Genomic DNA, 26,067 nt, shown 5'->3' on the forward strand with positions numbered 1-26,067 from the left:
TACCAATAACTGTCTTACAAATCAAAGATACCTTCAGGGTATGCGGTAGAAATTAATTTGGTATTGTGGTCTATCAAAGCAATAAGTTCGTCTGATAAGGGCAGAAACATTTCTTTACCATTCAATTCTACTGTAGCCATTACTTGCCGAGGAAATTGCTGTATATCAATGATCTCTAGGTTATCTTCAAGTGAATTATCCTTAATGACATATCCAATCAGATCTGTGATATCAAAGGGTAGGTCTTTTTCTTTTGATTTATAATCTATTAATTTTTCCAAGACAGCCTTGTCCATAAAAATAGCTTTTGCAGACAATTGGGTAGCATCCTGAGGATTGTCTATATCTTCGAATTTAACAATATAATCCTGCCCATCAAAGACCTGTTTTTCAATGAAAAGTGGAAGTTTCTGACCATTTTCTTCTATAAAAAAATGATCTGTCTTGTCTATTACATGAGTAAAATCAGCCTTAAGCGTCATTTTTATAAGCCCATCCAAGCCATGGCCCTTCCTGATTTGCCCGACTTGCAAATACTCTTTTAATTTAGCCATTTTTAACTGTTATTATTTATTTATAATCGACAAGTGTCTGAATACATTTGAACCCGATTTCTGCTTTTTCCTCCCACGGCTTTTCTGCCAATTCCGTCTTTTGTGTTGTAAAAAATGCTTGCTCTTTGCTTATCATGCCCACGCCTGAAGCATAAGATCTTGTAGAAGATTGAAAAAGAATAATATTATCATCAGGCTTAACATCCTGTATTTTCAACACTTCTCTGACCTCGCCAAATACTTCCTCTTCCACGATATCACTGATATAGGCTGATGGCCAGTCTTTAAATATCTGTATCCCTTTACCTCTTACCAGATAAGTACTATTTGCGTCGATCAGCGCTGTTGGATTCCATGTAGAATTGATTTGTAAAGGGAAGATCAGGTCGATAAGTTGTGTATTGTCCTCAGTGCGTATGAGCTGATTTGTTGTCGGCATTAGTGAATATACTCTTGTGACGAACCAGATATTATTTTCCTGCTTTTCTTTTAAGACCCGATAAATAACATTATCACTTGAATTCTTAAAGGTATCTACTATGGTTTCCCTGTATAACCCTCTTATCGTATCGATTTCAATGTTACCAAGATTGTCAGAATAATAAATAGAATCGATCTGATAGGTCCATGACTTTCCTATTGCTATCGGATAATATTGATACGATTTCTCTAAATTATCCTTGGCTCGCTGCACAGCATCTGTATCTATTTCCTTTTCACATGAAGAAAAATATACCGTTGATATCAACATAGAAAAAATGAATAGGCAATATGGTTTTTTCATTATTTATTTAATTAATTGAACCTGACTGAATAATACCTCCACCCAACAAGTCATTTCCTTCGTAAAATACCGCAGATTGACCTGGAGCAATTCCCTTTACATTGGCATGAAATTCAACAAACACATCATCTCCGACTTGATTTAATGTCGCCAGAGCGCCGTCATCCTTGTAACGTATCTTAGTAAGTGCCTCCATATCCGGTTTGAGTTCTGCATACTTCATGAGATTGACACCTTTGACGCGCATACCATTGCGAAGCAGCTCATGCTCCAGACCCAGCACCACAGTATTTGTCTCGGGGTCGATCGTCGAGACAAACATTGGTTCGCCAAAAGCCATACCCAGACCTCTTCTTTGACCTACTGTATAAAAAGGATAACCCTTATGTTTACCTAAGACCTCACCTTTGCTATTGACAAAAAGTCCCCCATCTAATTCATTTTCGATATTGGGTAATCTTCTTTTTAGAAATCCTCTATAATCATTATCTGGAACGAAACATATTTCATAGGATTCGGCCTTTTTAGAGAGCTTTTCATAACCTCTGTCAAATGCCATTTGGCGAATGTCAGGTTTATGAAATCCGCCTATTGGAAATATCGATCTTTTCAAGAATTCTTGTTTCAATCCCCATAGGACATATGATTGGTCTTTATTAGTATCTAATCCTTTAGAAATAAACCTTCGGCCATATAATTCATTCATCACCGCATAATGACCAGTAGCTATAAACTCGCAATCCAATTGATCAGCTCTTTTAAGGAGAGCTGCCCATTTAATGTGCGTATTGCATAGTACACAAGGATTCGGTGTTCTTCCCGCCATATATTCATCAACGAAATTGTCAATAACGTAATCGCCAAATTCCTCCCTGATATCAATTATAAAATGATGGAAACCGTTATCGACGGCGACTTCACGAGCATCGTTAATACTATCAAGGCTACAGCAACCAGTCTCCTTTTTACTTCCGCCCACATTAGCATAGTCCCAGGTCTTCATCGTGACCCCAACTACTTCATAACCTTGCTCATGTAGCAACAATGCTGCCACAGTTGAGTCTATTCCACCACTCATGGCCACCAGAACTCTGCCTTTTTTACTCATTAATAATTCATTTGAGACTGCAAAATTAATGAATAACGGTGATTAACAGGTAATGTTTAATAATATCAAATGTTTCAGCTTTTGAAGTGAAACTATAAAAGTGTTATTTTTAGTAAATCTGAAGTAAGAAATTAGAAGTCAGAATGAAACTCTGGAGGTTGTCTCCAGCAGAATTAAACATTCATGTAGATTGGGATAGCCTCAATTTTTAAAATGTTATTTTCTCCCTTTGAAATCTGAATAAGCATCCTCAATATATCGGTGGACATCTTCTATGTTATTGAATTGCTCGAATAAATCAACAATCTTACCCGATTTTCGCTGTGGATCAGTTTGGACGAAATTGATAACATCTTCTGCGGTGATTTTATCACCACTCAGAATTATCAAGCGTTCAACCACATTGCGAAGTTCGCGGATATTTCCCGTCCAATTGTACAATTCAAGGATTTTATAAGCTTCCTTTGTTATCTCTTTGGAAGGAATTCCATAATCTTCGCAGATGCCCTTAATGAAATGTTCTGAAAGTAATCTTATATCCTCTACCCTCTCGGAAAGAGATGGTACTCTTATAATGATGACTGCGAGTCTGTGATAAAGATCTTCCCTAAATCGTTTTGCTTCGATCTCCTTGAGTAAATCTTTATTTGTAGCTGCAAAAACGCGAACATCCACATGAATATCCTTCTCGCCTCCTACTCTATTAATTCTTTTTTCCTGCAGTGCACGTAAGACTTTTGCCTGAGCTTCAAGGCTCATATCGCCTATTTCATCTAGGAATAATGTTCCTCCGTTTGCTTGCTCAAATTTACCGATCCTTTGTTTGACAGCAGAAGTAAAAGCTCCTTTTTCGTGTCCAAACAATTCACTTTCTATTAACTCTGAAGGTATTGCTGCACAATTCACTTCAATTAGCGCTGTAGAACTTCGATTACTTTTAGCATGAAGCCATTTAGCTACTAATTCTTTGCCTGTTCCATTTCCTCCAGTGATAAGAACCCTGGCATCCGTAGGTGCTACACGGTCTATCGTCTCATGCACTTTAGCAATGGCGGGGCTATTGCCGATCATGGCAGGTACCTTACAGTTGGTTATCTTGGATTGTAATTGTTTCGTAGTGTGAATCAGGCATTTTTTGTCAATTGCATTTCTGATAGTTATCAATAATCTATTGAGGTCTGGTGGCTTACTCACAAAATCAAAAGCACCTCTTTTGACAGCATCTACAGCAGTATCGATATTGGCGTGACCTGATATCATGATCACTGGAGTCTCGGGTGCCAGTGCTTTTATTTTTTCAAATGCTTCAATTCCATCCATGCGAGGCATTTTGATGTCAAGAAGAATGACATCAAAACTCTGTTGTTTTACCTTCTCGATACCATCAAGACCATCAACTGCTTCTACCACTTCATATTTCTCAAAAGAAAGGATGTCCTTTAAAGTTCTTCTGATACTGCTTTCATCATCTACTAATAAAACTTTTGCCATAATGCTGTATAAATTGTTTATCGAGTCTGATCTATTGAATCAAACTTTTATCTCGCAAAGATAGGGTCAAAATATCACATTACATATTTTTTTAATATGTTCATTTGTGAAAAATCCTATTTTTTTCCTTATCACAATATTTATAACCAAATAATTGACATATACTAGTATTACATATAATTGATAATAATATGTAATAAATTTTACACTAAATATAGCATTTAACAAATCTTAAAAAAAGTACATAAACAAATTAACAAAGATTTTATTCTAAGATTTTGGAAGAAACCAATACATAATAGGTAATCTCATCCAAGCTTTAAAATTTTCACAATTATTTTAAATTAATATATATAGTAAGCTTATGATAGGTAAGTAAAGGAAAATATTATACATTTGTAATGAAATAAGACAGGACAAAATGCCATTATCTTTTACAACCCAATGTAATATTTGTAGTTGAAAATTTCGATGGATGTCATGTATAAACTCTTTTAAACTTTTTAAAATCAAACAGATGAAAAAAATTCTTAACTTATTTATTTTCGTTACAATTTTCTCAGTAGCAGCAAATGCACAGAGTGATTACAAAAGCGGTATTGGACTTAGATTTGGTGGTTATTATGACCTGGTTTCTGCTTCTTACAAGACTTTCATTAGTGAGCAAGGTGCGATTGAATTAAACCTGGGTTTTAGAAATTATTCGTTTGGTGGTTTTTCTAGTTATAACTGGTTCGTACTTTCAGCTTCAGGAGCCTACCAACATCACTTTGACATCAAACCAGTACCTGGATTGAAATGGTTTGTAGGTGGTGGTTTGACTGCATATAACTCTTTCTCAGATTTTGATGCGACTAGTGGATTTGGATTGGCTATATTCCCAACAGCAGGTGTTGATTATAAATTTGCCAGCATTCCATTGAATGTTTCAGTTGATACGAGACCTACAGTTAACATTATCAGAGCCGACTACTACAGCGGATTTTATTTCTCTGGTGGTGTAGCTGCTCGTTATACTTTCTAAGAACGAAATTAAATAAATAAAAAAGGCGTGATCAAAAATCACGCCTTTTTTATTTCCCCTATTTACTTCCCTATTTTCTTATGATTTTTCCACCAAATAAAACCGATGGTTCCGACTAGTAAATATGGTGCAGCAAGCATATATAAAATTCCTGCATTTAGACCTGCTCCGGCAGTCCCTCCATCCTTAAGGTTAGATTCGGCTGCAATCCGACACATCGGACATTGAGCAAATGATTCAAAGGGAATAAACATCAGCACGACGAATAAAGTCGCGAGAATAAGTATTGTTTTTTGATAACTTTTAATCATTTCTGTTATAATTAAGATGCAAAACTAATTAATATTCAACTGATAAACATCAGAACTTTTGAAAAGATCATACATTTCTCCAAAGAACAGATCAATTCATCTCCACATCAAATTCAAGATCATGCGAAACCACCAATTCTATGAGAAGTTGATTGATCAAGATCTTAGGAAAAACAGTCGAAGAAAGTGCCACCTTATTTGCTTCATCCAATAATACCAGATTCATCCTCTGATTGCCAGTGTGAAGATTGGTATATGAATCCAACTTATCAATAAAATCTTCTGTGATAAGTCCAACAGGAATTTTAAGTGTGATGGATTTAAAGTAAGCTTCAGAAAGATTTTCCATAAGTCTTATAGATTGTGCAGCCATCTCCAATGCACCACCCTGCCATTTTGATTTTATAACCCCTTCAATAAAAAGCTTATTCCCATCTACCATTAGTGCCTTAGCCTTATGATACAGGTCTTTCATGATAAAAAAAGTATGCTTACCCGTAAAATCTGTTAATTCCAACTTACAATATGGATCTCCACGTTTGGTAAAACTATGATGCGCTGTTGTCACCAAGCCTCCACATTTGACTACAAAATCAGGTTTATCGATATTTGCGATTTCAGAAAGTACACAATTGCAAAGTTTGTCCAATTCAAGTCTAAATGGATCCAAAGGATGACCACTTGCATACAAGCCGATCATTTCTTTTTCCTTTTCTAACTTATAATTAACGGACCAGTTCTGATAAGGAAAAGCCACAGGCGGCGCCACCACTTGATCCATATCATCCCCGAAAAGGCTCATGGTTGAACCTTCATTCATGTCTCTGACTGCTGAAGCATATTTTATCAATTGTTCGATAAAGGTCGATCCCTTTTCATTCACTGAAAAATATGCCTCTCTATCCAGTCCAAAACTATCCAAACCCCCACTATATACTAATCCTTCAAGTGTTTTTTTATTGATGGATCTTGTATTCACACGTACGACAAAATCATATAAATCCTCAAATAACTTTCCTTTTCTTGCGTCAAGAATATCCTGCGATGGGCCTTCTCCTATGCCTTTAATAGATGATAAGCCAAAGCGAATAGTTCCGGTTTTGCTTACTGCAAAATCAATTTTGCTTTCATTTACATCAGGTCCAAGTACATTCAAATTGGAAGATTTGCACTGCTCCATATATAGCGTGATCTTCTCAATATTGCCCTGATGTTTTAAGTTGGCCGCCATAAACTCCGGCAAATAATTGGCCTTAAGATAAGCAGTCTGATATGCCACATAAGCATAGCAAGTAGAGTGAGACTTATTAAAGGCATAAGCGGCAAAAGCTTCCCAATCACTCCATACTTTGTTTGCCTTTTTCTCATCATGGGAGTTTGCCCTGATGCCATCCATAAATTTGTCTTTTAGGGTATCCAGAACTTTCTTGTCTTTCTTACCCATGGCCTTTCTCAAAACATCTGCATCCCCCTTGGTAAAGTTTGCCAACTGCTGGGCAAGCAACATCACCTGCTCCTGATATACAGTGATACCAAAGGTTTCTTCAAGTATCTCTTTCATCTCGGGAATATCATATACGACATCTTCCTGTCCGTGCTTGCGACGAATATAAGAAGGAATATATTCCATTGGACCTGGCCTGAACAAGGCATTCATGGAGATAAGATCTTCCAATCTATCGGGCTTGAGCTCCTTAAGATATTTACGCATACCCACACTCTCAAATTGGAACGTACCAAAGGTATCTCCGCGCTGGAATAATTCATAAGTAGCCGCATTGTCCAATGGGATCTCATCTATATTTATATCGACTCCATGATTTTCTTTAATAAAAATCAAACAATCTTTAATAATACTTAATGTCTTAAGTCCAAGAAAATCCATCTTGATTACACCGGCATCTTCTACAACTTTTCCATCAAATTGGGTAACAAGTAAATTTGAATCCTTGGCTGTGGCTACAGGCAATATGTCCATCAGATTTGAAGGAGCTATGATGACGCCTGCGGCATGCACTCCGACATTCCGAACGGAACCTTCCAGTTTCTTTGCTGCAACGAGTACAGCTGACCTTGGATCATTAGTATTATTATATATAACCCTGATAGCCTCCACTTTCTTCATATCCTCAGCATTCAGGTCTTCTTTTGAAGTAAGGCTATTTTCTCCTGTCAAAGGAGCTGCAAGAACTCGATTAAGAGTTAAACCTAGTTTCTCAGGGAACATTTTGGTCAATTCGTTCGATTCACTTAATGGCAGATCCAGCACTCTGGCTACATCCTTAATGGAACTTTTAGCTGCCATGGTACCATAAGTAATGATCTGTGCCACTTGATTTTTACCGTACTTTTCAATAACATAATCTATAACTTTCTGGCGTCCTTCATCATCAAAATCCGTATCAATATCGGGCATTGACTTTCTATCCGGATTCAAAAATCTTTCGAATAGTAATTTATACTTAATTGGATCAATGTTTGTTATACCAACGCAATAAGCTACGGCAGAACCTGCCGCGGAACCTCTACCCGGCCCTACTAAAACACCTATATCCCTACCGGCTTTAATAAAATCTGCTACTATTAAAAAGTATCCTGCGAATCCCATGGACTCAATTACCCCAAGTTCAAAATCAAGTCTTTCTGTTACTTCGGGTGAAAGCTCCTTATAACGTTCCTTGGCGCCCAAGTAAGTAATGTGACGCAGATAAGTATCCTGAGACTTGTATTCGGATGGAATCGAATAAAAAGGAAGCATTATGTCCTTTTTCAGATTTAAAATTTCTACCTTATCTACGATGTCCAAGGTATTCTCTATCGCCTCAGGGACATCATGAAAGATTTTTTTCATCTCATCAGTTGATTTGAAGAAAAATTCATCATTGTAAAACCCAAAACGTGTGCCTCTGCCATCATTTTCATCCACATTGAAACCATCAGATTTTGGTGTGGCCTGTTTTTCACCGGTATTGACGCATAGCAGAATATCATGTGCATTTGAGTCCTCCCTATCTACATAGTGAGCATCATTGGAGGCAATAACCTTAAGATTATATTTCTTAGCAAAACGGATGAGTACCTGATTGACTTTTTCCTGATCCGGAATCCTATGACGCTGAAGTTCGATGTAATAATCTTCTCCAAAAAGTCCAAGCCACCATTTCAATTCTTCTTCCGCTTCAGTTTCCTTTCCTTCCAAAATAAGTTGAGGAATGATTGCACCAAGACAACAACTAGTAGCTATTAACCCTTCATGATATTGCTCAATAAGCTTTTTATCTATCCTTGGATATTTGCCATAAAGACCTTCGATAAAACCAAGAGAAGAGAGTTTACATAAATTATTGTACCCTGTACTATTCTTTGCTATCATCAATTGATGGTAGCGCTTGTCTCTTAAAGTTTTGGTAAATTGCTGCTTAAATCTGTCTTCCACCATATAAAATTCACACCCTACTATGGGTTTGATGGAGGGGTCCTGCCCTTTTAAATTGTATTTATTAGCCTCAGCAACGAATTTAAAAACACCGAACATATTGCCATGATCAGTGATGGCTATTCCGGGCATTTTGTCGGCAGTCGCCTTTTTAAACATTGCACCAATATCTGAGGCTCCGTCAAGTAAGGAAAACTGGGTGTGGCAATGCAAATGAGCAAATGTGGACATGGATCCTTTTATTAAGATGTTGATATATAGGGAAGGTCAAAGTTATGAAAATTTATATATTTAAATATTATATGTAGTAATGATATTGTTATGATTTATGAGATGCTGATGATAATGATGTTAATGATAATTTTATAATCAGGATAATGGCATGCAGACGATGCTTTTTGAGCATTTTGAAATATATTTTATTAGTTAAAAAATATTAATTCATGGAACCTTCACCACGATAAATTTGACCTTTGTCTAAATTTTAGCTGTAATAAGTTAGCTAAAACTTAACTTAGCATTTACAATACCTTGAACAAATCTTTAAAGTCTAATTCTTTCAAACAAAACATATAATTATAATTTTTAATATATTTGCCCGATTAACAAATACCGGCATGACTAAACTTTTGGATATTTTCTGGTTCTTTTTAAAACTTGGAGCTTTTAGCTTCGGCGGTCCCAATTCACATAGCAAGCTAATGGAAAATGAGATCGTAACAAAGAAACATTTACTAGACCAGGAGACATTTAACAGACTTCGGAAAGAAAGCAACTCCTTACCAGGTCCTTCAAGTACACAGTTAGCCATGAAGATCGGCTTTCAGCAATCAGGTATTATTGGGATGTTAGTAGCGGGATTTGCATTTGTCATTCCTTCATGTCTGCTCATGTTGGTCATCGCATTATATTATAAAGAATTTGTAAATGGTAAATTTAAAATTGTCGACCCATTCCTTTATGGGATTCGCGCTGCTGTGATCTCTATACTTTTATATACGTGTTTTGTTTTTTCTGTAAAATATATAAAAGATCTTAAACTACTTGCCATATTTTTTACTGTTGCTGGAGCATCATTCGCCGGATTAAACCCACTGCTGCTGTTGGTGTTGAGTGTCGTAGCCTATATTATTGTCAAACAAACAGTCAAGGCATCAGAAGCATCAATCGGTTTTTTGATGCAGATACCTCCGGAGATAATTGTACCACTTATCGATAATAACAAGCTAATTTTACTGTTTGCAAAGATTGGCGCACTTATGATTGGAAGCGGTTATGTAATCTTTGCTTATTTAAAAATGGATTTAGTGGACACCAATATATTACCACTAAATACCATACTCGATACGATCGCATTCGGTCTTTTCGCCCCCGGGCCAATATTATCTACTGTCACCTTTCTTGGATATCAGTTAAACTTATGGCAAGGTGCTCTTTTTGCCACTTTAGGTTTTATGATTCCAATATTTGTATATGCTATATTGGGAAGTACTATACTTTCCCGGGCATTGAGATCTTCTACATGGCAAATAGCCTTTAACGCACTCATGGTTGCATCCATTGCTATTTTATTTGCAACATCTGTGTCAATGGGTTATGTAGTTCTCATAGATATTAAACTTTGGATCATTTTCATTCTATGTTTACTTATACTGTTAAAGTGGCCTAAACTCAATTTGCTTTGGTTGATTATCATTTCAGCCAACGTTGGATATCTGCTATTACATTTCATGCCTTCCGTAGCTAATTAATTAAATGTTTATCTTTGGACAATAAATAGATCCATGAAGATTTACACTAAGAAGGGTGATAAAGGTATGACCTCGCTATTTGGAGGAAAAATGTTGCCAAAAAACTCTTTGCGAATAGACGCTTATGGGACGGTCGATGAGTTAAATTCATCTGTTGGCCTTATCATTGATTCATCTGACAACGCAACAGCAAAAGAACAATTGCTTGAGGTGCAGCATTGGCTCTTTGCGTATGGCTCAATTCTGGCAACTCCTCCCGGGGGCAAACTGTACATCGAAGCACCTGGAGAAGATGCTGTAACCAAACTTGAAACTTATATTGATAGAATGGAGGAAAAATTAAGTCCTTTGCGAAATTTCATTTTACCTTCAGGTTATCTTCCGACTTCTTTCGCACATATGTCCAGGTGTATATGCCGGAGAGCAGAGCGATGCATAGTCGGCTTGAGTGAGGTTGAAGAGGTAGATGAAGTCTTATTGAAGTTTTTCAACAGGCTTTCAGATTACTTTTTCGTTCTGGCTCGTTTTTTAAGTTTCTCAAAAGGGCTTGAGGATATTCCCTGGAAACCTGCACATAACAAATAAACATGGAGCCAAATTTTTCATTTTCATTTCTTAGAAATCTGACAGGTTCATACCGACTACTTATCATTCTTACTTCGGCATTGATCATCAGTTTGCTTCTTCCTCGCATTAAATCAATTACTTACGAGTTTGAGGAAGGGTCCAAATGGAAGTATAGTGACCTTAGAGCTCCATACGATTTTGCCATAAGAAAAACCGATTCTGAACTAGCTAAAGAAAAGGATGAAATCCAGAAGACTTTCACGCCTTATTACAAAAAAAACGAGGCTATTACAGATAATTTAGAAGATAATATTTTAGAAGAATATAATCTTTATAAGAATAAAGTCCAAGGCGACACAGCATTATTCCTTACAAACTTCAATGATTTTAACACCCGGCTTCTAAAAGATGCTTTTTCGAAGATTTACAAAGATGGCGTTATTGAATCCAATGATCAATACAAAGATCGAGAGAAGGATTTTCTAATCCAAATAGTAGACGGTAACACCTTGACGCTCAGGCCAAGAGCCGCCATTTCAGGCATAAGTAATGCCAAAGAAGAAGCTCGGAAAGAGCTGATGTCCATTGGCACTAAAGGATTATATCTATTTCCATTGGTTGATGCCATTCTTGAGCCAAATCTTTTTTTGGATCAGGAATTATCAAATGAATTTCTAAATCAAGAGTATCAGGACATTTCTCCCAATATAGGTGTGGTTAGAAAAGGAGATATCATCATCACCCGCAACTCTACCATATCCAAAGATAGCTATCAAAAATTAGTTTCACTCAAAGATAGATTTGAAGCTGATAATACGGGAAGATTTTCTTATTTCAAGTCATTTATGGCATATTTTCTTTTCATCACGTTCATCCTTGTATTTTATGTGATGTATGTCAGGACTTATGTCAGAGAAGTTTTCCTTATATTCAAGAAGATGCTGTTCATGAATTTGTGGATTGTTTTTTATGCCGTTCTAACCTATTTTGTCATAAAGTCTAATACATTGGATCTATTGATGATCCCCTTTTGTATTGCTCCTATTGTAATTAAGAATTTTTACAACCAAAGACTTGCCTTTTTCACATTGATCGTTATATTAATCATCGTCGCTCTTTTTGGCCCTGTGACGAAGGACTATATCATCATGCATATTACAGCCGGAATAATGGTTGTCATCCTTACTAAAGAAACCAGATATTGGTCAAAATTCTTTCTTTTACTAATGCTTCTCTTGGCCACCTATACTTTTACCTACTTGTTCCTAACCTATATCAAAAACAATAATCTGAATGATTTCAATATCAACAGCATTTGGTGGATATGCCTGAATGTATTTCTTACATTACTTGCTTATCCTTTGATTCCATTATTGGAAAGACTGTTTGGTTTTACATCCAGTATTACCTTGGCTGAGCTATCAGATCTAAATAATAACCTTTTAAAAGAACTTTCTATTAAAGCTCCTGGAACATTTCAACATGTACTTCATGTAGCTACTTTAGCAGAGGCAGCATCTGAAAAAATAGGAGCCAATAGCACCATGGCACGTGTGGGTGCGCTTTATCATGATATCGGAAAGATGAAAAATCCTTTCAATTTTACAGAGAATCAAAACAATGTTAATCCACATGATTCTTTGGACTGTGTCACTTCAGCCAAAATCATCATAGAGCATGTACCGGAAGGTGTTAGAATCGGTAAAAAGTTCGGACTACCTAGTGTGATCATCGAATTTATAAAAACTCACCATGGGACTACAAAAGTGGAATACTTCTATAGAAAATTCATGAAAGAACATGCCGACCACCCTGTTGACGAAAAGGTGTTTACATACCCAGGTCCTAAACCAAAGAGTAAAGAGCAAGTAATTGTCATGCTCGCTGATACAGTTGAAGCAGCAGTCAAGAGCCTCATGAATCCTACAGAAGAGGAAATAAATGAAATGGTAGATAAGCTCATAAAAGCTAAAATCGAGTCAGGGCAACTGGACAGGTCAGAAATGACTTTTGAAGATGTACAAGTATGTACGAGGATATTTAAGACGATGCTCGTCAATATGAATCATATCAGGATAGCGTATCCGGATAGTGAGGTTAAATAATGGATAATGAGCAATGAACAACGAATAATGAATAATGAATAATGAGAGCTGACGGAATTGCTAGATCTATACTACAGGCGATTATTTAATAAAAAAATTAGAAATTAGAAGTTAGAAATTAGAATGAGGCTGCATTGAATTACTGACCACTGATGACTGACCACTGATGACTGATCATTGATTACTGATTACTGATGACTGATCACTGATGACTGACTACTGATGACTGATCACTGATGACTGACCACTGATTACTGATGACTGACCACTGATTACTGATAAAAATTAGAAATTAGAAGTTAGAAATTAGAATGAGGCAACAGTAGCTTACTTGCAACTAATGACTGGCCACTGAATACCGATTACTGATATAAAATTAGAAATTAGAAGTTAGAAATTAGAATGAGGCTACATTTAATTACTGATCACTGATCACTGACCACTGATTTCTGATTACTGATTACTGGTAAAAAAATTAGAAATTAGAAGTTAGAAATTAGAATGAGGCTACATTTAATTACTGATCACTGATTACTGATCACTGATTACTGATTACTGATTACTGATAAAAAAATTAGAAATTATAAGTTAGAAATTAGAATGAGGCTACATTTAATTACTGATCACTGACCACTGATTACTAATTACTGACCACTGATTACTGATTACTGATAAAAAAATTAGAAATTAGAAGTTAAAAATTAGAATAAGGCTACATTGAATTACTGATCACTGATGACTGACCACTGACCACTGATTACTGACCACACTGACCACTGACCACTACTTTCTAATCAACTCATCAAAAAAGTGCTGCATTTTAATATCAAAATATCTTTTAGGAATGATCGAAGCGACTTCTTTGAAATGATAAATAAAAATATAGCTTTCATTTTGACGAATAGCAAAGCGCGAAGCCCACGTGATTGATGATTCGAGACCAATTGATTTTACTTCATAATGATCATCAAATAGCTCATAATATAATGGTTGGCGGAATGCTTTTTGAGAGTTGTATTGCCTAATTGCTCTGATTTTGACAATTTGAATGGATAGAAAAATGAATGAAGTAACGAGGCAAATGGATAAAAACCAAACCAGATAAATATTATTAAATTGATGATCAAAAAAATACACGAGTAATATTAAAATTGCGGCATTAATAATTATAAAATTTCTCCTTTTTTGACGCAGGTTGTACATCGCAAGTGCAATGATATCCTCTTTGGTTATGGTTACTGCTACATTGAATTTTTTCACAAAAAAATTTTAATTAGGACATAATTTAACTTATTGATAATCAGTATTTCAATTTTTTTTACTGTCATTATAAGTGACTTTTTTTAAAGCCACATCTAAATATCGAATACATACGTACATATCGATTTTAAATCAAATAATATATTTATTAATACACACATTTATAACACTTATATATGGTAACCATCACTGTAAGTTTCCCCTATCATATTGCTGTCATGGACGTCGAAAGATATCTGGAATTGGAGTTAAAACAAAATACAGACTATCGCTGCGAAGTGCTTTTTGAATTTAATAAAGGGGAAGAAAACTTCTTTACCATTTTTGCAAATTCAAAAGAAGCGCTATATGGTATTGGCATGCTAGCTTGTAAATTAAAGAAACAATATGCGGAAATGACTTGTATTTAATCTGGCCATCAATAGCCATTAATTAGTCTGATTATAGGATATCATTGATTAAATTATCAACAGCTTTGCTTGCGAAAATTGCTTTAATATCATATTTCACCCACTGCTGTAGTTCTTGTTATCTCCAGCCCATAGCCCATTATGCCCACTCTTCTCATTGTGGAAGAAGTGATCAGATTTAGTTTTGTGATACCCATATCCCTTATGATCTGTGCCCCAATACCCAAGTCTCTTTGCTCATCACGTATATCCACTTTTATCCCCTTCGAAAGATTGATAACAGAGTCAATTAAGTCAGGAGAACTCTCAGATTGTCTCATGAATAAGGCTAATCCCTTGCCATTATCCTTGAAATAATCCATCACTTTTCCTAATTGTTGATTCCAGCCAGAAAAAATAAAAGCTGCCAACTCATGGGCATTATTCTCAGAAAATACCCTAACAGGAACCTCTTCCTCCTCTGTCCAATCGCCCCATTGCAGTGCTATGTGAATATCATCACTGGTGATCTGTTTATACACATGCACTTTCAACTCACCAAAAGGCGAATTAACCGGTCCCTCAAATTCCTTTTTTATCAATTGCTCTGTTTGCAATCTGTAGGCTACCAAATCGTCTATAGATATTATTCTTAAGTCATGCTCTTTGGCTATTTCAAGGAGTTGAGGCAGCCGTGCCATTGTGCCATCAGGATTTAATATTTCCACCAAAACACCTGCCGGATAAAGTCCTGCTAATTTAGCAAGATCGATCGCCGCTTCTGTATGACCTGTTCTTCTTAAGACTCCACCCTCTTTTGCCTTCAATGGAAAAATATGTCCGGGTTTTGCATAATCATCCTTCGTTATTTTTGGATCTGTCAAGGCTTGGATACCTGTGGCTCTATCATATGCTGAAATACCTGTACTACATCCATGACCAATCAGGTCGATAGACACCGTAAATGCAGTTTCATGCATGGCTGTATTCCTATTGACCATCATCTCCAGACCTAGAGCATCTACCCTATCTTGTTCCAGTGGAGCACATATTAGTCCACGACCGACAGTCGCCATAAAGTTGATTTTATCAGGGGTCACAAGTTCTGCAGCACAAATAAAGTCTCCTTCATTCTCCCGATTTTCATCATCAACGACAATGATAAGATCTCCATTTTTTATAGCCTCTATGGCATCAGTTATATTATCTAGCATATCTTCTGTTTAAAACGGCAAATGTAAGAAAAGTTGTTTCAAAGTAGAACAGTATTAGAGTATAAGAGTATTAGAGTGCTGCTAAATAGCTCCAACATTGGACACTGGTTAACTCTAATACTGGTTAACTTGCTAACTATTATACTTATTACCAACAAACTCCTCCATTTCCTCTCCTATCTTTTTCCAGGTATATTTTCTAACGACAAAGTCACGGGCATTTTCGCTTAATTCATGCAGGAGATTCTCATCATCCCGAAGTGAATCAATTTGGATTAGAAAGGATTTTAAGTCGTCAGCAATAAGAATTTCTTTTCCCGGCTCGGCACCAATTGCATTATTAACAAGAGATGTGGTGATAACAGGAGTGCCACATGCCATGGCTTCAAGGATTTTGTTCTGCTGACCACTTCCGGTAAACAATGGTGCCACGAATATCTTACCTGACCAGTAAACATCACGAATATCTTCAACCCAACCATTAATGTGATATTTACTGTTCGACAGTTTCAATAATGACTTATGAGGGCGTGCGCCAGCTATTCTTATAGTATAATCTTCTTCAACTTTTGGCCCAATTTTTTTTATAAGATATAATGCTGCTTTGATATTTGGTTCATAGCCTAAGTTGCCAGTAAAGCAAATATCGAACACTTCATATTGGTATTCATTCGGACAGAAATATGTGGTATCGACACCGTTTGGAATGATGAAAATATTTTTATCATTATTTGGGTCAATCTCCGATCTGTCTTGTTCGGAAATGATGGTAAAATGCTGGCCAATGCTTAAAGACATTTGCTCTATTTTGGCGATTTTATTGATCTCCCAAGGAAGCCAGATTTTCTCCCACCACGGTGCCATTTTGTATCTTCTCTTCAAATTGCCGGAAAAAGAATCCATAAAATCAATCCAGATCGGACCTTCAAAGTTTGTAACATATGGCACCACGCGGATTAATTGGCATAATGTTAGATCTGCTCCTGTACTTGAAAGTTCAATACTAATGTCATTTTTAAAACTTTTGTCATAAAAATATGCCACATGGATAGGCAGACCACTCAAGATCCCTGTAAAAACTGTCCATAATCTCTTCCAAATTGCTAGGTGATAGATCTTTATTTTAGCGCAATAAGTAGACAAATGATCTAAGTCTTGCTGTGATACAATTTTATCATTAATACAAAATAAAAATATTTCGTGATGCTCAGAAAGTAATTTGATCTGATTATATATACGAAGTTTATCCCCTTTTTCTAAAGGGTAAGGAAATCGGGAAGTAAGTATATTTATTCGCAAGGAAGGTTGTTTAAATGAAGGCGTCAATTATGGAAACAACTGATCTATCTGCCAATCGTTTTCTTTTTTGGTATATCTAAATCTGTCATGCATCCTGTTTGGACGGCCTTGCCAGAATTCAAACTCGGTTGGAACGAGGCAGTATCCGCCCCATTTATCAGGACGTTGGAGATTTTCATCTTCTTCCTTACGCAATCCTTCATATTTAGTGATCAATGTATCGTAATTTTCAACTACCTCACTCTGATCGGATGCTATTGCCGCAGCCTTACTATCATGTGGCCTTGAAATGAAGTAATCACTTGAACGTTCTGAACTGATCTTATGTACATCACCTTTTATCCTGATCTGACATTCCATATTATGCCACCAAAAAACTAGTGCAGCGCCATGAAAGCCTGCAAGATCTTTACCTTTCCTACTATGATAGTTGGTAAAAAAAACAAAACCTTCATGATCCACTTCTTTCAAAAGTACGATACGTGCATTGACACCATTTACTTCGTCATAAGTAGCAAGTGTCATAGCATTTGGTTCCTTTACACCTGCATCTTTAGCCTTATCAAACATTGACTTAAATTGGGCAAAAGGGTCGTCATTCAATGACATCCTTGCTAGTGCACCTTGTTCGTACTGTTGTCTATAGTCCCGTAAATTCATTTGTTCCTAAAGTTAAAAATCAAAGATAAGAATGTATTTTGAATGGTGATTGGAATGCGATCTTGAAATGAAATAAAACTAATGAGAATTTACTATTCTGTATACTTTTAACGAATTGCTCATCAGAACTATGAGGGAGTATCAAAAAGAATGTGTATCACAGAGATTCTGTGTTAGAATAATAGATTCTGATTAATTGGTGCAGTATTTGAAACCAGTCAAATCTCTTTGTGCAACTCAAAAAATCTTCAATAGCAAAGAATTCTAAAAAATTAAAGACAGTGCAAAATGGAACTACACCGAAAAACTTTGTGCAACTCTGTGAAATAAACCCTTCCTCTTTCAAATCAAAAAAAAATCCAGACATTTCAATGAAACGTCTGGATTAAACCATGAAATTAAAATAAAACGATTTAAGACAATAAGCTTGTCCTGTTTACAAGTTTAAAAGTTTTGGGAACCAACATAAACAAGACAATTACTATACGACGAGAAAACTTGGTATATTGTGTCATCTATGACAAAATCCCGGACTTTAACATTTGACCCATGACAAAACAATCAAAAAAGCTTGGAGAAAAAGGGGAAGCCCTCGCTGCAGAATACCTGTTGAAGAAGGGTTACAGCATTCTGGAGCGCAACTGGCGATGGAAAAGAGCGGAGATCGACCTCATCGCCATGAAAGAAAACACACTGGTCCTGGTCGAAGTTAAGACGAGGTCTTATACATTCTTTGGAACACCTGACGCTTTTGTCACAGATCAAAAGGAAGCAATTTTGCTGGATGCCGGTTATCAATATGCACTACTGATCGAACATGAGTGGTCCGTTCAACTCGACATTATAGGTATCGTGATGAATGAAGATGAGAGTTATACGTTGAAGCATTTGGAGGATGTGTACTTTCCGACATTTGAGTAATTCTGATGTTCTAACTAATTCGAACGATGGCGCGAGTTTTTAACTCATGACATTACGAATTAATATCTTGCTCGTGAGTATTTTTTAACCTCCAACGCTGGCGCGAGTTTTTAACTCGTGACCATACAAAGCATTTTATTGCTCTTGAGCATTTTATATTCTCTATAAGTCAGAAAACTTCATGATATTCTCGCTTTATTTCTTTCACAAATATTTTTTCAAAATAACTTTTATATTCCGCAAGAATATTTTATCTTTGCACCTCGAAATAAAAAAGAATATCATGAAGAAGGACATACATCCTGCAAGTTATAGACCGGTAGTATTCAAAGACATCTCTACAGATGAGGCTTTCATTACTAAATCATGTGTCAACACGAAAGATACCATTACCTGGGAAGACGGTAATGAGTACCCATTGGTAAAAGTAGAGATCTCATCTTTTTCACACCCATTCTTTTGGGTAAAATGAAATTTGTAGATACTGCAGGTAGAATCGACAAGTTCAACAAAAATTCGCAAAATTCAAAAGTAATCTTTGCTGCGATTCAAGTAACAATACAAGACGTATTCATATCAAGCCGTGGTTTTGCCCACGGCTTTTTTTATTTGCCCACGGTTGACTAACTTTGAACTTAAATTTTCGCAATGGATGTGATCTTATTTGATGGCCCGGAATGGGAAGACTTGCTCCCACTGACATACACAAGACCGGTAGCCGGACTCCGAATCGGCATCGATACTATCGAAGAGAAATGGAATGCGGCACTCGACACCAAATGCAAGATCCTTACACAGGCGTACATTCAGCCTAAATACTTAGTGCTACCTTCTGAAGATTATGTCATGATCAATGGAGCATATCTGCCATCTCCTTTTCTAACTGATGCAGTAAAAAATCTCAAGCCGTATCAAAAACTAATCATCAATGACGAAATCATTGCCGTAAGAAGTTCTGTCGCTTTCGATCTTGGAAAATCAGCTGAAGACCTGGATCGAGAGCTGGAGAAAATATCTATAACAACATCATCACCTTTGATCCACATCCTATATCCATGGCACCTCTTCCAATATAACGATATCGTGCTCAAGGAAGATTTTAAGAGGTTGACACACCAAAGAAAATCTGGAACTATTTCTTCTACCAATCAATTATTCGGAGATCAAATCTTCCTTGGAAAAAATGTCAAAGTCGAAGGAGCCATTCTCAATAGCCTGACAGGTCCAATCTATCTTGATGACAACACAGAGATCATGGAAGGAGCGATGATACGTGGTGGCTTGGCACTTGGTGAAGGAAGTTCAGTCAAGATGGGCGCAAAGCTATACGGTGCCAACACTTTCGGCCCACACTGCAAGATCGGCGGGGAAGTGACAAACAGCATATTTCAAGGTTATAGCAATAAAGGCCACGATGGATATCTCGGCAATAGCGTCATCGGTGAATGGTGCAACTTTGGAGCAGATACCAATTCGTCCAATCTAAAAAACAATTATAAAAAAGTAAGTATTTACAATCACAAGACTGATACCTTAATCGATTCCGGTCAACAGTTTTTAGGTCTCATCATGGGTGATCATTCTAAGACCGGCATCAATACGATGCTCAATACCGGCACTGTCGTGGGTGTTTCATCAAATATCTTCGGAGCAGGATTTCCTCCAACTCATGTACCTTCATTTACATGGGGCAATGATGTCAATCCTAATACTTATTTACTTGACAAAGCGCTGGAAGTGGCTAAAGCTGTCATGGCGCGCAGAAATATCGAATTTTCTGATGAAGACAAGGAGATATTGACCACCATATTCGAACTCACCTCAAAATACAGGAAATAAGCCTTGCGATTCCCCGTAAATTTCTGGACAAAAGCGCTCAGTCACCTGGTCAGAGTTCCTGTCGAAAAAGTCGATTCCGGCACGGAGCCACTCTACGTTGATCTAATCAAAGGCCGCTATCAACTTAGCACGGACAAAGCCGTCTATTCATTTGATGACAAATATGACAATTTTGTTGCCGCCTTCAAGACCATCAATATCAAAAAGTTTCAACGAAAAAATATTCTAGTTCTTGGTGGAGGTCTTGGCAGTGTCCCATATATTCTTGAGAAAAACCACGGTTTAAAAGCACATTTTACCATCGTAGAATACGACCTCAACGTCATCAAATTATTCAATAAATATTCCAGACCAAGACTTAAAAGTGTTGTGGACATCGTCGAAGCAGACGCTGAACACTTCATTCACAACAACAACATGACCTATGACATGATCATCATTGACTTATTTATCGATGATGAGATCCCTGAAAAATTTACGAGTTTCGAATTTCTTGAGCTGTGCAAGGCCAATCTTGCCCAAAATGGATTGCTACTTTTTAACTGGATGACAGTCACAGAACTTCAAAAAGTGCATTGTGCCGATTATAAAAACTTGATATTTGATGTGGTATTTAAGGAGCACAGATTTGTGAAGACGCGGTATAACTATGTGCTGAAGGGAATTAATGGGTAATTGTTAGTTGTTAATTATTAATTATTATTTTTTGTCGAGGTGCACAAAACAACCATGCTTACGTCATCCGACGTATCTATATCCTCATATTTTATCTTTTCAATATCAAAGTTCAGTCAATACTTGAGTCGTCGGATGTTTTCGTTTTTTTAATTAAGCTGCACGAAAGTGTCAGATGACATGAAGTAATCAGACCAGGATCAGTAGTACTATTTTTTTAGCCACGAATTCCACTAATTTTCACTAATTAATTCGTGTTAGATGCGAAGCATCATTCGTGTAATTCGTGGCAAAATATAATTTCAACTTCAATTATATCTGTGATCTCTGTAATTGTTAGTTGTTAATTATTATTTTTCTGAAGTGAATCATCGCATTTAGTTCAACACTTATAGTCGAGTTTGAAAAGCTTTAACTGACTTTTTCAAAATATCAATTTTCACGAAAAACGTATGTTCTATGTGTTTCAAAAACAATTGATAATCATAAGTTTCATAAAACAACATGAGTAATCATTAGAAATTCATATTCGTCTGAATGGCTTCAAAGGTCACAAGCTAAAAACATGCGCCAGAGTGCATTGCAACAAACTTTACTCCAATAGCACTAAAATTAAATATATAAAATGCCAATATATGTATTTCGTCTTTTTATTATTTTGATCTTTTTTCAGGTAAAATAAAAATCTGTTTAGAACCAATCATTAAATACTCCATCGATTTGATCTCAGCAATTGATATTGAATAAACTTTTACTCCATCTTTAGCAACATAAAATAAATCACTATTTTTCTCAGGATTATTATCTCTATATGTATAGCCTAAAAGAATACCTTGCCCCCATCGTAGTTCTGGAACATGAATATCATAAGCGAATTGTTCTTTTGAAATCTCAAATGTATCTATACTGTTCACCTTGATCCTGGTAACAAAAGACATGCCGGTGCTATTTTTTTCAAATGATACAATGAAATTTTGCTCAGGCATTATTGCTTCTGTAAATACACAAGATAAAGAGCTTAAACTAAGGACAAAAATCAGGTATCTAAAGGAAGTCGATTTATTGAATTTCAAATTTATTGATTTCATTTTTAGGTAATTTTGGCGATTTGAATTAAAATGCAAAGGTAAATGTCATATTTAAATATCAAATAATATTCATTTTTTTCCGAGAAGTATTTTCTAAAGCCATTTTTTTCAAAAATCCTCCAACCAAAAATTTATACAAAGAATTTTCCCAACTCTCTTACCTTTACGCCGTGGAAGTTATTGAAGATATTTTAAAAAAGTTTGGCGCCCGAAATCCTTCCTGGCCCGAAAATTCAGCTACGACAAATTAATATTTAATCAGTGGCCTCACCGGCTCAGGTATTGCATTTTACATGGCTGCAGCTTTCAAACAGGAAGCCCGCTCCTTTATGTTCATCGCTGATGACAAGGACAAAGCCGCCTATCTTTATGACACCTTCAGTACACTATTGGGCAGTCATGTTTTTCTACTTCCTGATTCTTTTAAAAGACCCGGCAACTTTGAAGAGATCAATGCAGCACACGTCCTGAAGAGATCAGAATTGTCTTCAGCCCTGCTGACGTCAAAGCAACCAATGGTCGTCGTGACCTATCCTCAGTCCATATTTGAGAAGATCATCCGACCGGAACAACTTGAAAAAGACAAAATTACAGTTAATAAAGGCGAACTGTTCGACCAGGATTTTGTCCTCGATATTTTAATAGAATACGGTTTTGAAAGGGTAGATTTTGTATACGAGCCGGGGCAGTTTTCCTTGCGTGGTGCCATTGTGGACATCTTTTCATTTGGAAATAGCCAGCCATATAGAATCGAATTGGACGATGACAAGGTCGAAAGCATCAGACTTTTTGACCCTTCCAGCCAACTATCGACAAAGAATGTTGCCTTTCTTTCTATTCTTCCAAATGCCAATATCAAATTTCAATCGGAAGATAAAGTCTCGTTGTTTGATGTTTTGGAAGATAATTGGCAGATCGTCATCGAAGATCAGCACATCGTCCTGGATCAATTGCGCATAAATTATGAAAAAGCTGAAGAGATTCTGCGCAACGTCACCATGATTGAACAACCGGAGGCGCAGAAATTTTTCAGAGACAGATCTTACATTAACCCGGATGATCTGGTCAGCCAATTGTCTAAATTCAATGTCTTCCACCTCAATAAACCCGCTAGGATTAAGATAGCTGAAGAAATAAAATTTGATACAAAGCCACACCCTGTCATAAATAAACAATTCAAATTGCTGCTCGAACACCTTCAGCAGAATGAATCAAAAAATATAAAGACCTATTTCTTTTCTGAAAATTCCAGACAATTAGCTAGACTGGAAGCCATCTTAGTCGATCTCGGCGCTAAAGAATCCTTTCAACCCGTCATAGGTTCTATTCACGAAGGATTTCTGGATGAAAAAAGTAAGATAGAAATTCTCACCGATCACCAAATCTTCCAACGATATCATCAATACAGTCTCAAGACCGGTTATACACGTGATCAGGCAGTTACCATGCGTATGCTCAAAGAGTTACAACCGGGAGATTATGTAACTCATATAGATCACGGTGTCGGTAAATTCTCCGGTTTGGAAACCATTGAGATCAGCGGTATAAGACAAGAATCCGTCAGAATTCTTTACAGAAATAATGACATCCTTTATGTGAGTATCAACTCTCTGCATAAATTGTCAAAATACGTCGGCAAGGATGGCGAGCCGCCAATGATCAACAAATTGGGTTCGGACAGCTGGAAGCAACTTAAGCAGAAGACCAAGAAAAAGGTCAAAGACATCGCTGAAGGGCTCATCAAACTATACGCAAAACGAAAAGCGAGTGAAGGTTTCGCATTTTCTCCGGATGGTTATTTGCAAGCGGAATTGGAAGCATCATTCCTTTATGAAGACACGCCGGATCAGTTCAAATCCACAAACGATGTCAAGGAAGATATGGAGAAACCTTATCCAATGGACCGCTTAATATGTGGAGACGTAGGTTTTGGAAAAACAGAAGTAGCTATCCGTGCAGCATTCAAAGCGATAAACGATGGTAAACAAGTTGCCATTCTCGTACCAACAACCATCCTTGCGTTGCAACATTATCATACATTCCATGATAGATTGAAAGACTTTGGTGTCTCTGTAGAATATCTCAACAGATTCAAGTCTACCAAAGAGAAAAAGGAAGTTTATGTAACGATCAAATCTGGCAAAACGGATCTTGTCATCGGCACGCACGCTTTATTGAATAAAGAAATAGATTTCAAAGATCTTGGATTATTGATCATCGATGAAGAGCAAAAATTTGGTGTTCAGGCGAAAGAGAAGATCCGCGGACTAAAGGTCAATGTGGATACACTTACACTCACTGCTACCCCAATACCAAGAACATTACAGTTCTCCTTGATGGCAGCACGTGACCTTTCCATCATCCGAACTCCTCCACCCAATCGTCAACCGATCTATACAGAGATCAGGTCATTCGAACAAAAATCGATAAAGGACGCCATTGAAAATGAATTGAGCAGAGGTGGGCAGGTGTTTTTCGTACATGACAGGGTGAAAAATCTACCTGAAATGTCAGAATTCATCGTCAATATGATACCGGGAGCGAGCGTGGCATTTGCTCATGGGCAGATGGACAGTAAGTTATTGGAGAAGACCCTTGTCGACTTTATTGAAGGTAAATTTGATGTACTTGTTTCAACAAACATCATCGAAACAGGCCTCGACATTCCGAATGCCAATACGATGATCATCAATAATGCACATCACTATGGCCTGAGCGACTTGCACCAACTGAGAGGTAGAGTTGGCCGGTCTAACAGAAAAGCTTATTGCTATCTGATAGCACCGCCAATGTCAACCATGACTCCGGAGGCAAAGAAAAGATTGAAGACGATTGTCGAGTTTTCTGAACTGGGCAGTGGATTTGAGATCGCCATGAGGGATCTTGACATCAGGGGAAGTGGCAATTTACTTGGTGGAGAACAAAGTGGATTTATTGCAGAGATCGGTTATGATACTTTTCAGAAAATTCTGGAAGAAGCAATTTTGGAACTGAAAGAAGATGAATTCAAAGATGTGTTTAAGGAAGAGATCTCCAGGAAGAAGATCCATGTCAGAGAAGTTACGATCGAGACTGACTCAGAAATGCTAATTCCGAATACATATGTGACTTCATCCACAGAAAGGCTGAGCCTTTACAACGAGATGGATGCCATCGAAAATGAGGAAGTCTTGACCAAATTCCTTGCCGATATGAATGACCGCTTCGGTCCAATTCCCAATTCTGTGGAGGAACTTGCTGATGGACTTAGGATGCGATGGTTGCTACGTTTACTTGGTTTTGAAAGAGCTGTTGTTAAAAATGGTACTTTAAATGCATATTTCCCTGCCAATCCCCAGTCAACTTACTACGAATCAGAAACTTTTAAAGCCCTCTTCCAATATCTTGCCATCCTCAAAGATCCAAAGATCATGGTTCAAAAAACCTTGAAAAACCTGGTTTTACGTGTGAAAAATGTCAGGAATGTTCAGGCTGCAATGAAGTTCTTTAAGGGTCTGATTGAGACGGTGGAAGGGTGACGTGGGACAAGGGTAATCGGTAATCGGTAATCGGTAATCGGTAATCGGTAATCGGTAATCGGTAATCGGTAAT

Annotated in this window: 20 protein-coding genes and 1 pseudogene; 10 read left to right on the forward strand and 11 right to left on the reverse strand. The window is 36.9% G+C overall.

Annotated elements, in window-relative coordinates:
- Positions 1-14: 14 nt before the first annotated feature.
- The 4 genes from rimM to IPI15_RS12200 all read right to left on the reverse strand — a co-directional run bounded on the left by rimM (position 15) and on the right by IPI15_RS12200 (position 3,937).
- Entirely contained in the window at positions 15-554 is a 540-nt protein-coding gene (gene rimM / locus IPI15_RS12185; RefSeq protein ID WP_287403738.1) for a ribosome maturation factor RimM, read from the reverse strand.
- 16 nt (positions 555-570) lie between these two features.
- Positions 571-1,338, reverse strand: coding sequence for a hypothetical protein (locus tag IPI15_RS12190; protein WP_287403736.1), 768 nt, complete (start codon positions 1,336-1,338; stop codon positions 571-573).
- A 7-nt stretch (positions 1,339-1,345) separates the two neighbouring features.
- Positions 1,346-2,446 carry a tRNA 2-thiouridine(34) synthase MnmA gene (gene mnmA / locus IPI15_RS12195; RefSeq protein ID WP_287403734.1) on the reverse strand — a complete coding sequence of 367 codons (1,101 nt, stop codon included), beginning with the start codon at positions 2,444-2,446 and terminating at the stop codon, positions 1,346-1,348.
- Positions 2,447-2,662: 216 nt separating this feature from the next.
- The gene (locus IPI15_RS12200; protein ID WP_287403732.1) at positions 2,663-3,937 is read right to left on the reverse strand and encodes a sigma-54-dependent transcriptional regulator; all 1,275 of its coding nucleotides are present in this window, start codon (positions 3,935-3,937) and stop codon (positions 2,663-2,665) included.
- 517 nt (positions 3,938-4,454) lie between these two features.
- Between IPI15_RS12200 and IPI15_RS12205 the strand changes: the two genes are divergently transcribed.
- Positions 4,455-4,961, forward strand: a complete 507-nt coding sequence (locus IPI15_RS12205; RefSeq protein ID WP_287403730.1) for a hypothetical protein — start codon at positions 4,455-4,457, stop codon at positions 4,959-4,961.
- Between the two features lie 62 nt (positions 4,962-5,023).
- On the opposite strand, the gene IPI15_RS12210 is transcribed toward IPI15_RS12205, so the two are convergent.
- Positions 5,024-5,272 (reverse strand): CAMCR motif-containing small membrane protein, encoded by a 249-nt coding sequence (locus IPI15_RS12210; protein WP_287403728.1) that lies wholly within the window; start codon positions 5,270-5,272, stop codon positions 5,024-5,026.
- A 91-nt stretch (positions 5,273-5,363) separates the two neighbouring features.
- The gene (gene dnaE, locus IPI15_RS12215; protein ID WP_287420508.1) at positions 5,364-8,939 is read right to left on the reverse strand and encodes a DNA polymerase III subunit alpha; all 3,576 of its coding nucleotides are present in this window, start codon (positions 8,937-8,939) and stop codon (positions 5,364-5,366) included.
- Positions 8,940-9,325: 386 nt separating this feature from the next.
- Between dnaE and chrA the strand changes: the two genes are divergently transcribed.
- Genes chrA through IPI15_RS12230 form a run of 3 tightly spaced genes read left to right on the forward strand, consistent with a single transcriptional unit; the run spans position 9,326 to position 13,131 of the window.
- Complete coding sequence (gene chrA / locus IPI15_RS12220; protein WP_287403725.1) at positions 9,326-10,459, forward strand: chromate efflux transporter; 1,134 nt, start codon at positions 9,326-9,328, stop codon at positions 10,457-10,459.
- 33 nt (positions 10,460-10,492) lie between these two features.
- A complete protein-coding gene (locus tag IPI15_RS12225; protein ID WP_287403724.1) occupies positions 10,493-11,044 on the forward strand; it encodes a cob(I)yrinic acid a,c-diamide adenosyltransferase in 552 nt (183 codons plus the stop codon).
- Positions 11,045-11,046: 2 nt separating this feature from the next.
- Complete coding sequence (locus IPI15_RS12230) at positions 11,047-13,131, forward strand: HD family phosphohydrolase (RefSeq protein WP_287403723.1); 2,085 nt, start codon at positions 11,047-11,049, stop codon at positions 13,129-13,131.
- Between the two features lie 783 nt (positions 13,132-13,914).
- Here IPI15_RS12230 and IPI15_RS12235 read toward each other — a convergent pair.
- Positions 13,915-14,391 carry a YcxB family protein gene (locus IPI15_RS12235; protein ID WP_287403722.1) on the reverse strand — a complete coding sequence of 159 codons (477 nt, stop codon included), beginning with the start codon at positions 14,389-14,391 and terminating at the stop codon, positions 13,915-13,917.
- Positions 14,392-14,567: 176 nt separating this feature from the next.
- On the opposite strand from IPI15_RS12235, the gene IPI15_RS12240 reads away from it, so the two are divergent.
- A complete protein-coding gene (locus IPI15_RS12240; protein ID WP_287403721.1) occupies positions 14,568-14,801 on the forward strand; it encodes a hypothetical protein in 234 nt (77 codons plus the stop codon).
- 89 nt (positions 14,802-14,890) lie between these two features.
- Here IPI15_RS12240 and ribB read toward each other — a convergent pair whose 3' ends face one another.
- From ribB to pdxH, 3 genes are all read right to left on the reverse strand, one after another.
- On the reverse strand, positions 14,891-15,994 hold the full coding sequence (gene ribB / locus IPI15_RS12245; protein WP_287403720.1) for a 3,4-dihydroxy-2-butanone-4-phosphate synthase: 1,104 nt from the start codon (positions 15,992-15,994) through the stop codon (positions 14,891-14,893).
- A 132-nt stretch (positions 15,995-16,126) separates the two neighbouring features.
- Positions 16,127-17,293 (reverse strand): glycosyltransferase, encoded by a 1,167-nt coding sequence (locus IPI15_RS12250; protein ID WP_287420510.1) that lies wholly within the window; start codon positions 17,291-17,293, stop codon positions 16,127-16,129.
- A 27-nt stretch (positions 17,294-17,320) separates the two neighbouring features.
- Positions 17,321-17,953: a pyridoxamine 5'-phosphate oxidase gene (gene pdxH / locus IPI15_RS12255; RefSeq protein WP_287403717.1), complete on the reverse strand. Its 633-nt coding sequence runs from the start codon at positions 17,951-17,953 to the stop codon at positions 17,321-17,323.
- Positions 17,954-18,502: 549 nt separating this feature from the next.
- Between pdxH and IPI15_RS12260 the strand changes: the two genes are divergently transcribed.
- The 4 genes and pseudogenes from IPI15_RS12260 to IPI15_RS12275 all read left to right on the forward strand — a co-directional run bounded on the left by IPI15_RS12260 (position 18,503) and on the right by IPI15_RS12275 (position 21,388).
- Positions 18,503-18,874: a YraN family protein gene (locus IPI15_RS12260; RefSeq protein ID WP_287403716.1), complete on the forward strand. Its 372-nt coding sequence runs from the start codon at positions 18,503-18,505 to the stop codon at positions 18,872-18,874.
- 283 nt (positions 18,875-19,157) lie between these two features.
- Positions 19,158-19,501: pseudogene (locus IPI15_RS12265) on the forward strand (type B 50S ribosomal protein L31).
- A gap of 21 nt (positions 19,502-19,522) precedes the next feature.
- Positions 19,523-20,713: a putative sugar nucleotidyl transferase gene (locus IPI15_RS12270; RefSeq protein WP_287420512.1), complete on the forward strand. Its 1,191-nt coding sequence runs from the start codon at positions 19,523-19,525 to the stop codon at positions 20,711-20,713.
- A 3-nt stretch (positions 20,714-20,716) separates the two neighbouring features.
- A complete protein-coding gene (locus IPI15_RS12275) occupies positions 20,717-21,388 on the forward strand; it encodes a spermidine synthase (RefSeq protein ID WP_287403711.1) in 672 nt (223 codons plus the stop codon).
- A gap of 653 nt (positions 21,389-22,041) precedes the next feature.
- On the opposite strand, the gene IPI15_RS12280 is transcribed toward IPI15_RS12275, so the two are convergent.
- Entirely contained in the window at positions 22,042-22,476 is a 435-nt protein-coding gene (locus IPI15_RS12280) for a hypothetical protein (protein ID WP_287403709.1), read from the reverse strand.
- Positions 22,477-22,769: 293 nt separating this feature from the next.
- Between IPI15_RS12280 and mfd the strand changes: the two genes are divergently transcribed.
- Positions 22,770-25,994 carry a transcription-repair coupling factor gene (gene mfd, locus IPI15_RS12285; protein WP_287420515.1) on the forward strand — a complete coding sequence of 1,075 codons (3,225 nt, stop codon included), beginning with the start codon at positions 22,770-22,772 and terminating at the stop codon, positions 25,992-25,994.
- Positions 25,995-26,067 lie beyond the last annotated feature (73 nt).

The sequence above is a fragment of the Candidatus Brachybacter algidus genome, from assembly GCF_016707225.1.
In the GTDB taxonomy this organism is placed as follows: Bacteria; Bacteroidota; Bacteroidia; order Chitinophagales; family Saprospiraceae; genus Parvibacillus; species Parvibacillus algidus.

Bases quoted from the DNA above. Each gene is read 5' to 3' on its own strand.
- rimM (WP_287403738.1), bottom strand. From the start codon at position 554: ATGGCTAAATTAAAAGAGTATTTGCAAGTCGGGCAAATCAGGAAGGGC.
- IPI15_RS12190 (WP_287403736.1), bottom strand. From the start codon at position 1,338: ATGAAAAAACCATATTGCCTATTCATTTTTTCTATGTTGATATCAACG.
- mnmA (WP_287403734.1), bottom strand. From the start codon at position 2,446: ATGAGTAAAAAAGGCAGAGTTCTGGTGGCCATGAGTGGTGGAATAGAC.
- IPI15_RS12200 (WP_287403732.1), bottom strand. From the start codon at position 3,937: ATGGCAAAAGTTTTATTAGTAGATGATGAAAGCAGTATCAGAAGAACT.
- IPI15_RS12205 (WP_287403730.1), top strand. From the start codon at position 4,455: ATGAAAAAAATTCTTAACTTATTTATTTTCGTTACAATTTTCTCAGTA.
- IPI15_RS12210 (WP_287403728.1), bottom strand. From the start codon at position 5,272: ATGATTAAAAGTTATCAAAAAACAATACTTATTCTCGCGACTTTATTC.
- dnaE (WP_287420508.1), bottom strand. From the start codon at position 8,939: ATGTCCACATTTGCTCATTTGCATTGCCACACCCAGTTTTCCTTACTT.
- chrA (WP_287403725.1), top strand. From the start codon at position 9,326: ATGACTAAACTTTTGGATATTTTCTGGTTCTTTTTAAAACTTGGAGCT.
- IPI15_RS12225 (WP_287403724.1), top strand. From the start codon at position 10,493: ATGAAGATTTACACTAAGAAGGGTGATAAAGGTATGACCTCGCTATTT.
- IPI15_RS12230 (WP_287403723.1), top strand. From the start codon at position 11,047: ATGGAGCCAAATTTTTCATTTTCATTTCTTAGAAATCTGACAGGTTCA.
- IPI15_RS12240 (WP_287403721.1), top strand. From the start codon at position 14,568: ATGGTAACCATCACTGTAAGTTTCCCCTATCATATTGCTGTCATGGAC.
- ribB (WP_287403720.1), bottom strand. From the start codon at position 15,994: ATGCTAGATAATATAACTGATGCCATAGAGGCTATAAAAAATGGAGAT.
- pdxH (WP_287403717.1), bottom strand. From the start codon at position 17,953: ATGAATTTACGGGACTATAGACAACAGTACGAACAAGGTGCACTAGCA.
- IPI15_RS12260 (WP_287403716.1), top strand. From the start codon at position 18,503: ATGACAAAACAATCAAAAAAGCTTGGAGAAAAAGGGGAAGCCCTCGCT.
- IPI15_RS12270 (WP_287420512.1), top strand. From the start codon at position 19,523: ATGGATGTGATCTTATTTGATGGCCCGGAATGGGAAGACTTGCTCCCA.
- IPI15_RS12280 (WP_287403709.1), bottom strand. From the start codon at position 22,476: ATGAAATCAATAAATTTGAAATTCAATAAATCGACTTCCTTTAGATAC.
- mfd (WP_287420515.1), top strand. From the start codon at position 22,770: ATGGCTGCAGCTTTCAAACAGGAAGCCCGCTCCTTTATGTTCATCGCT.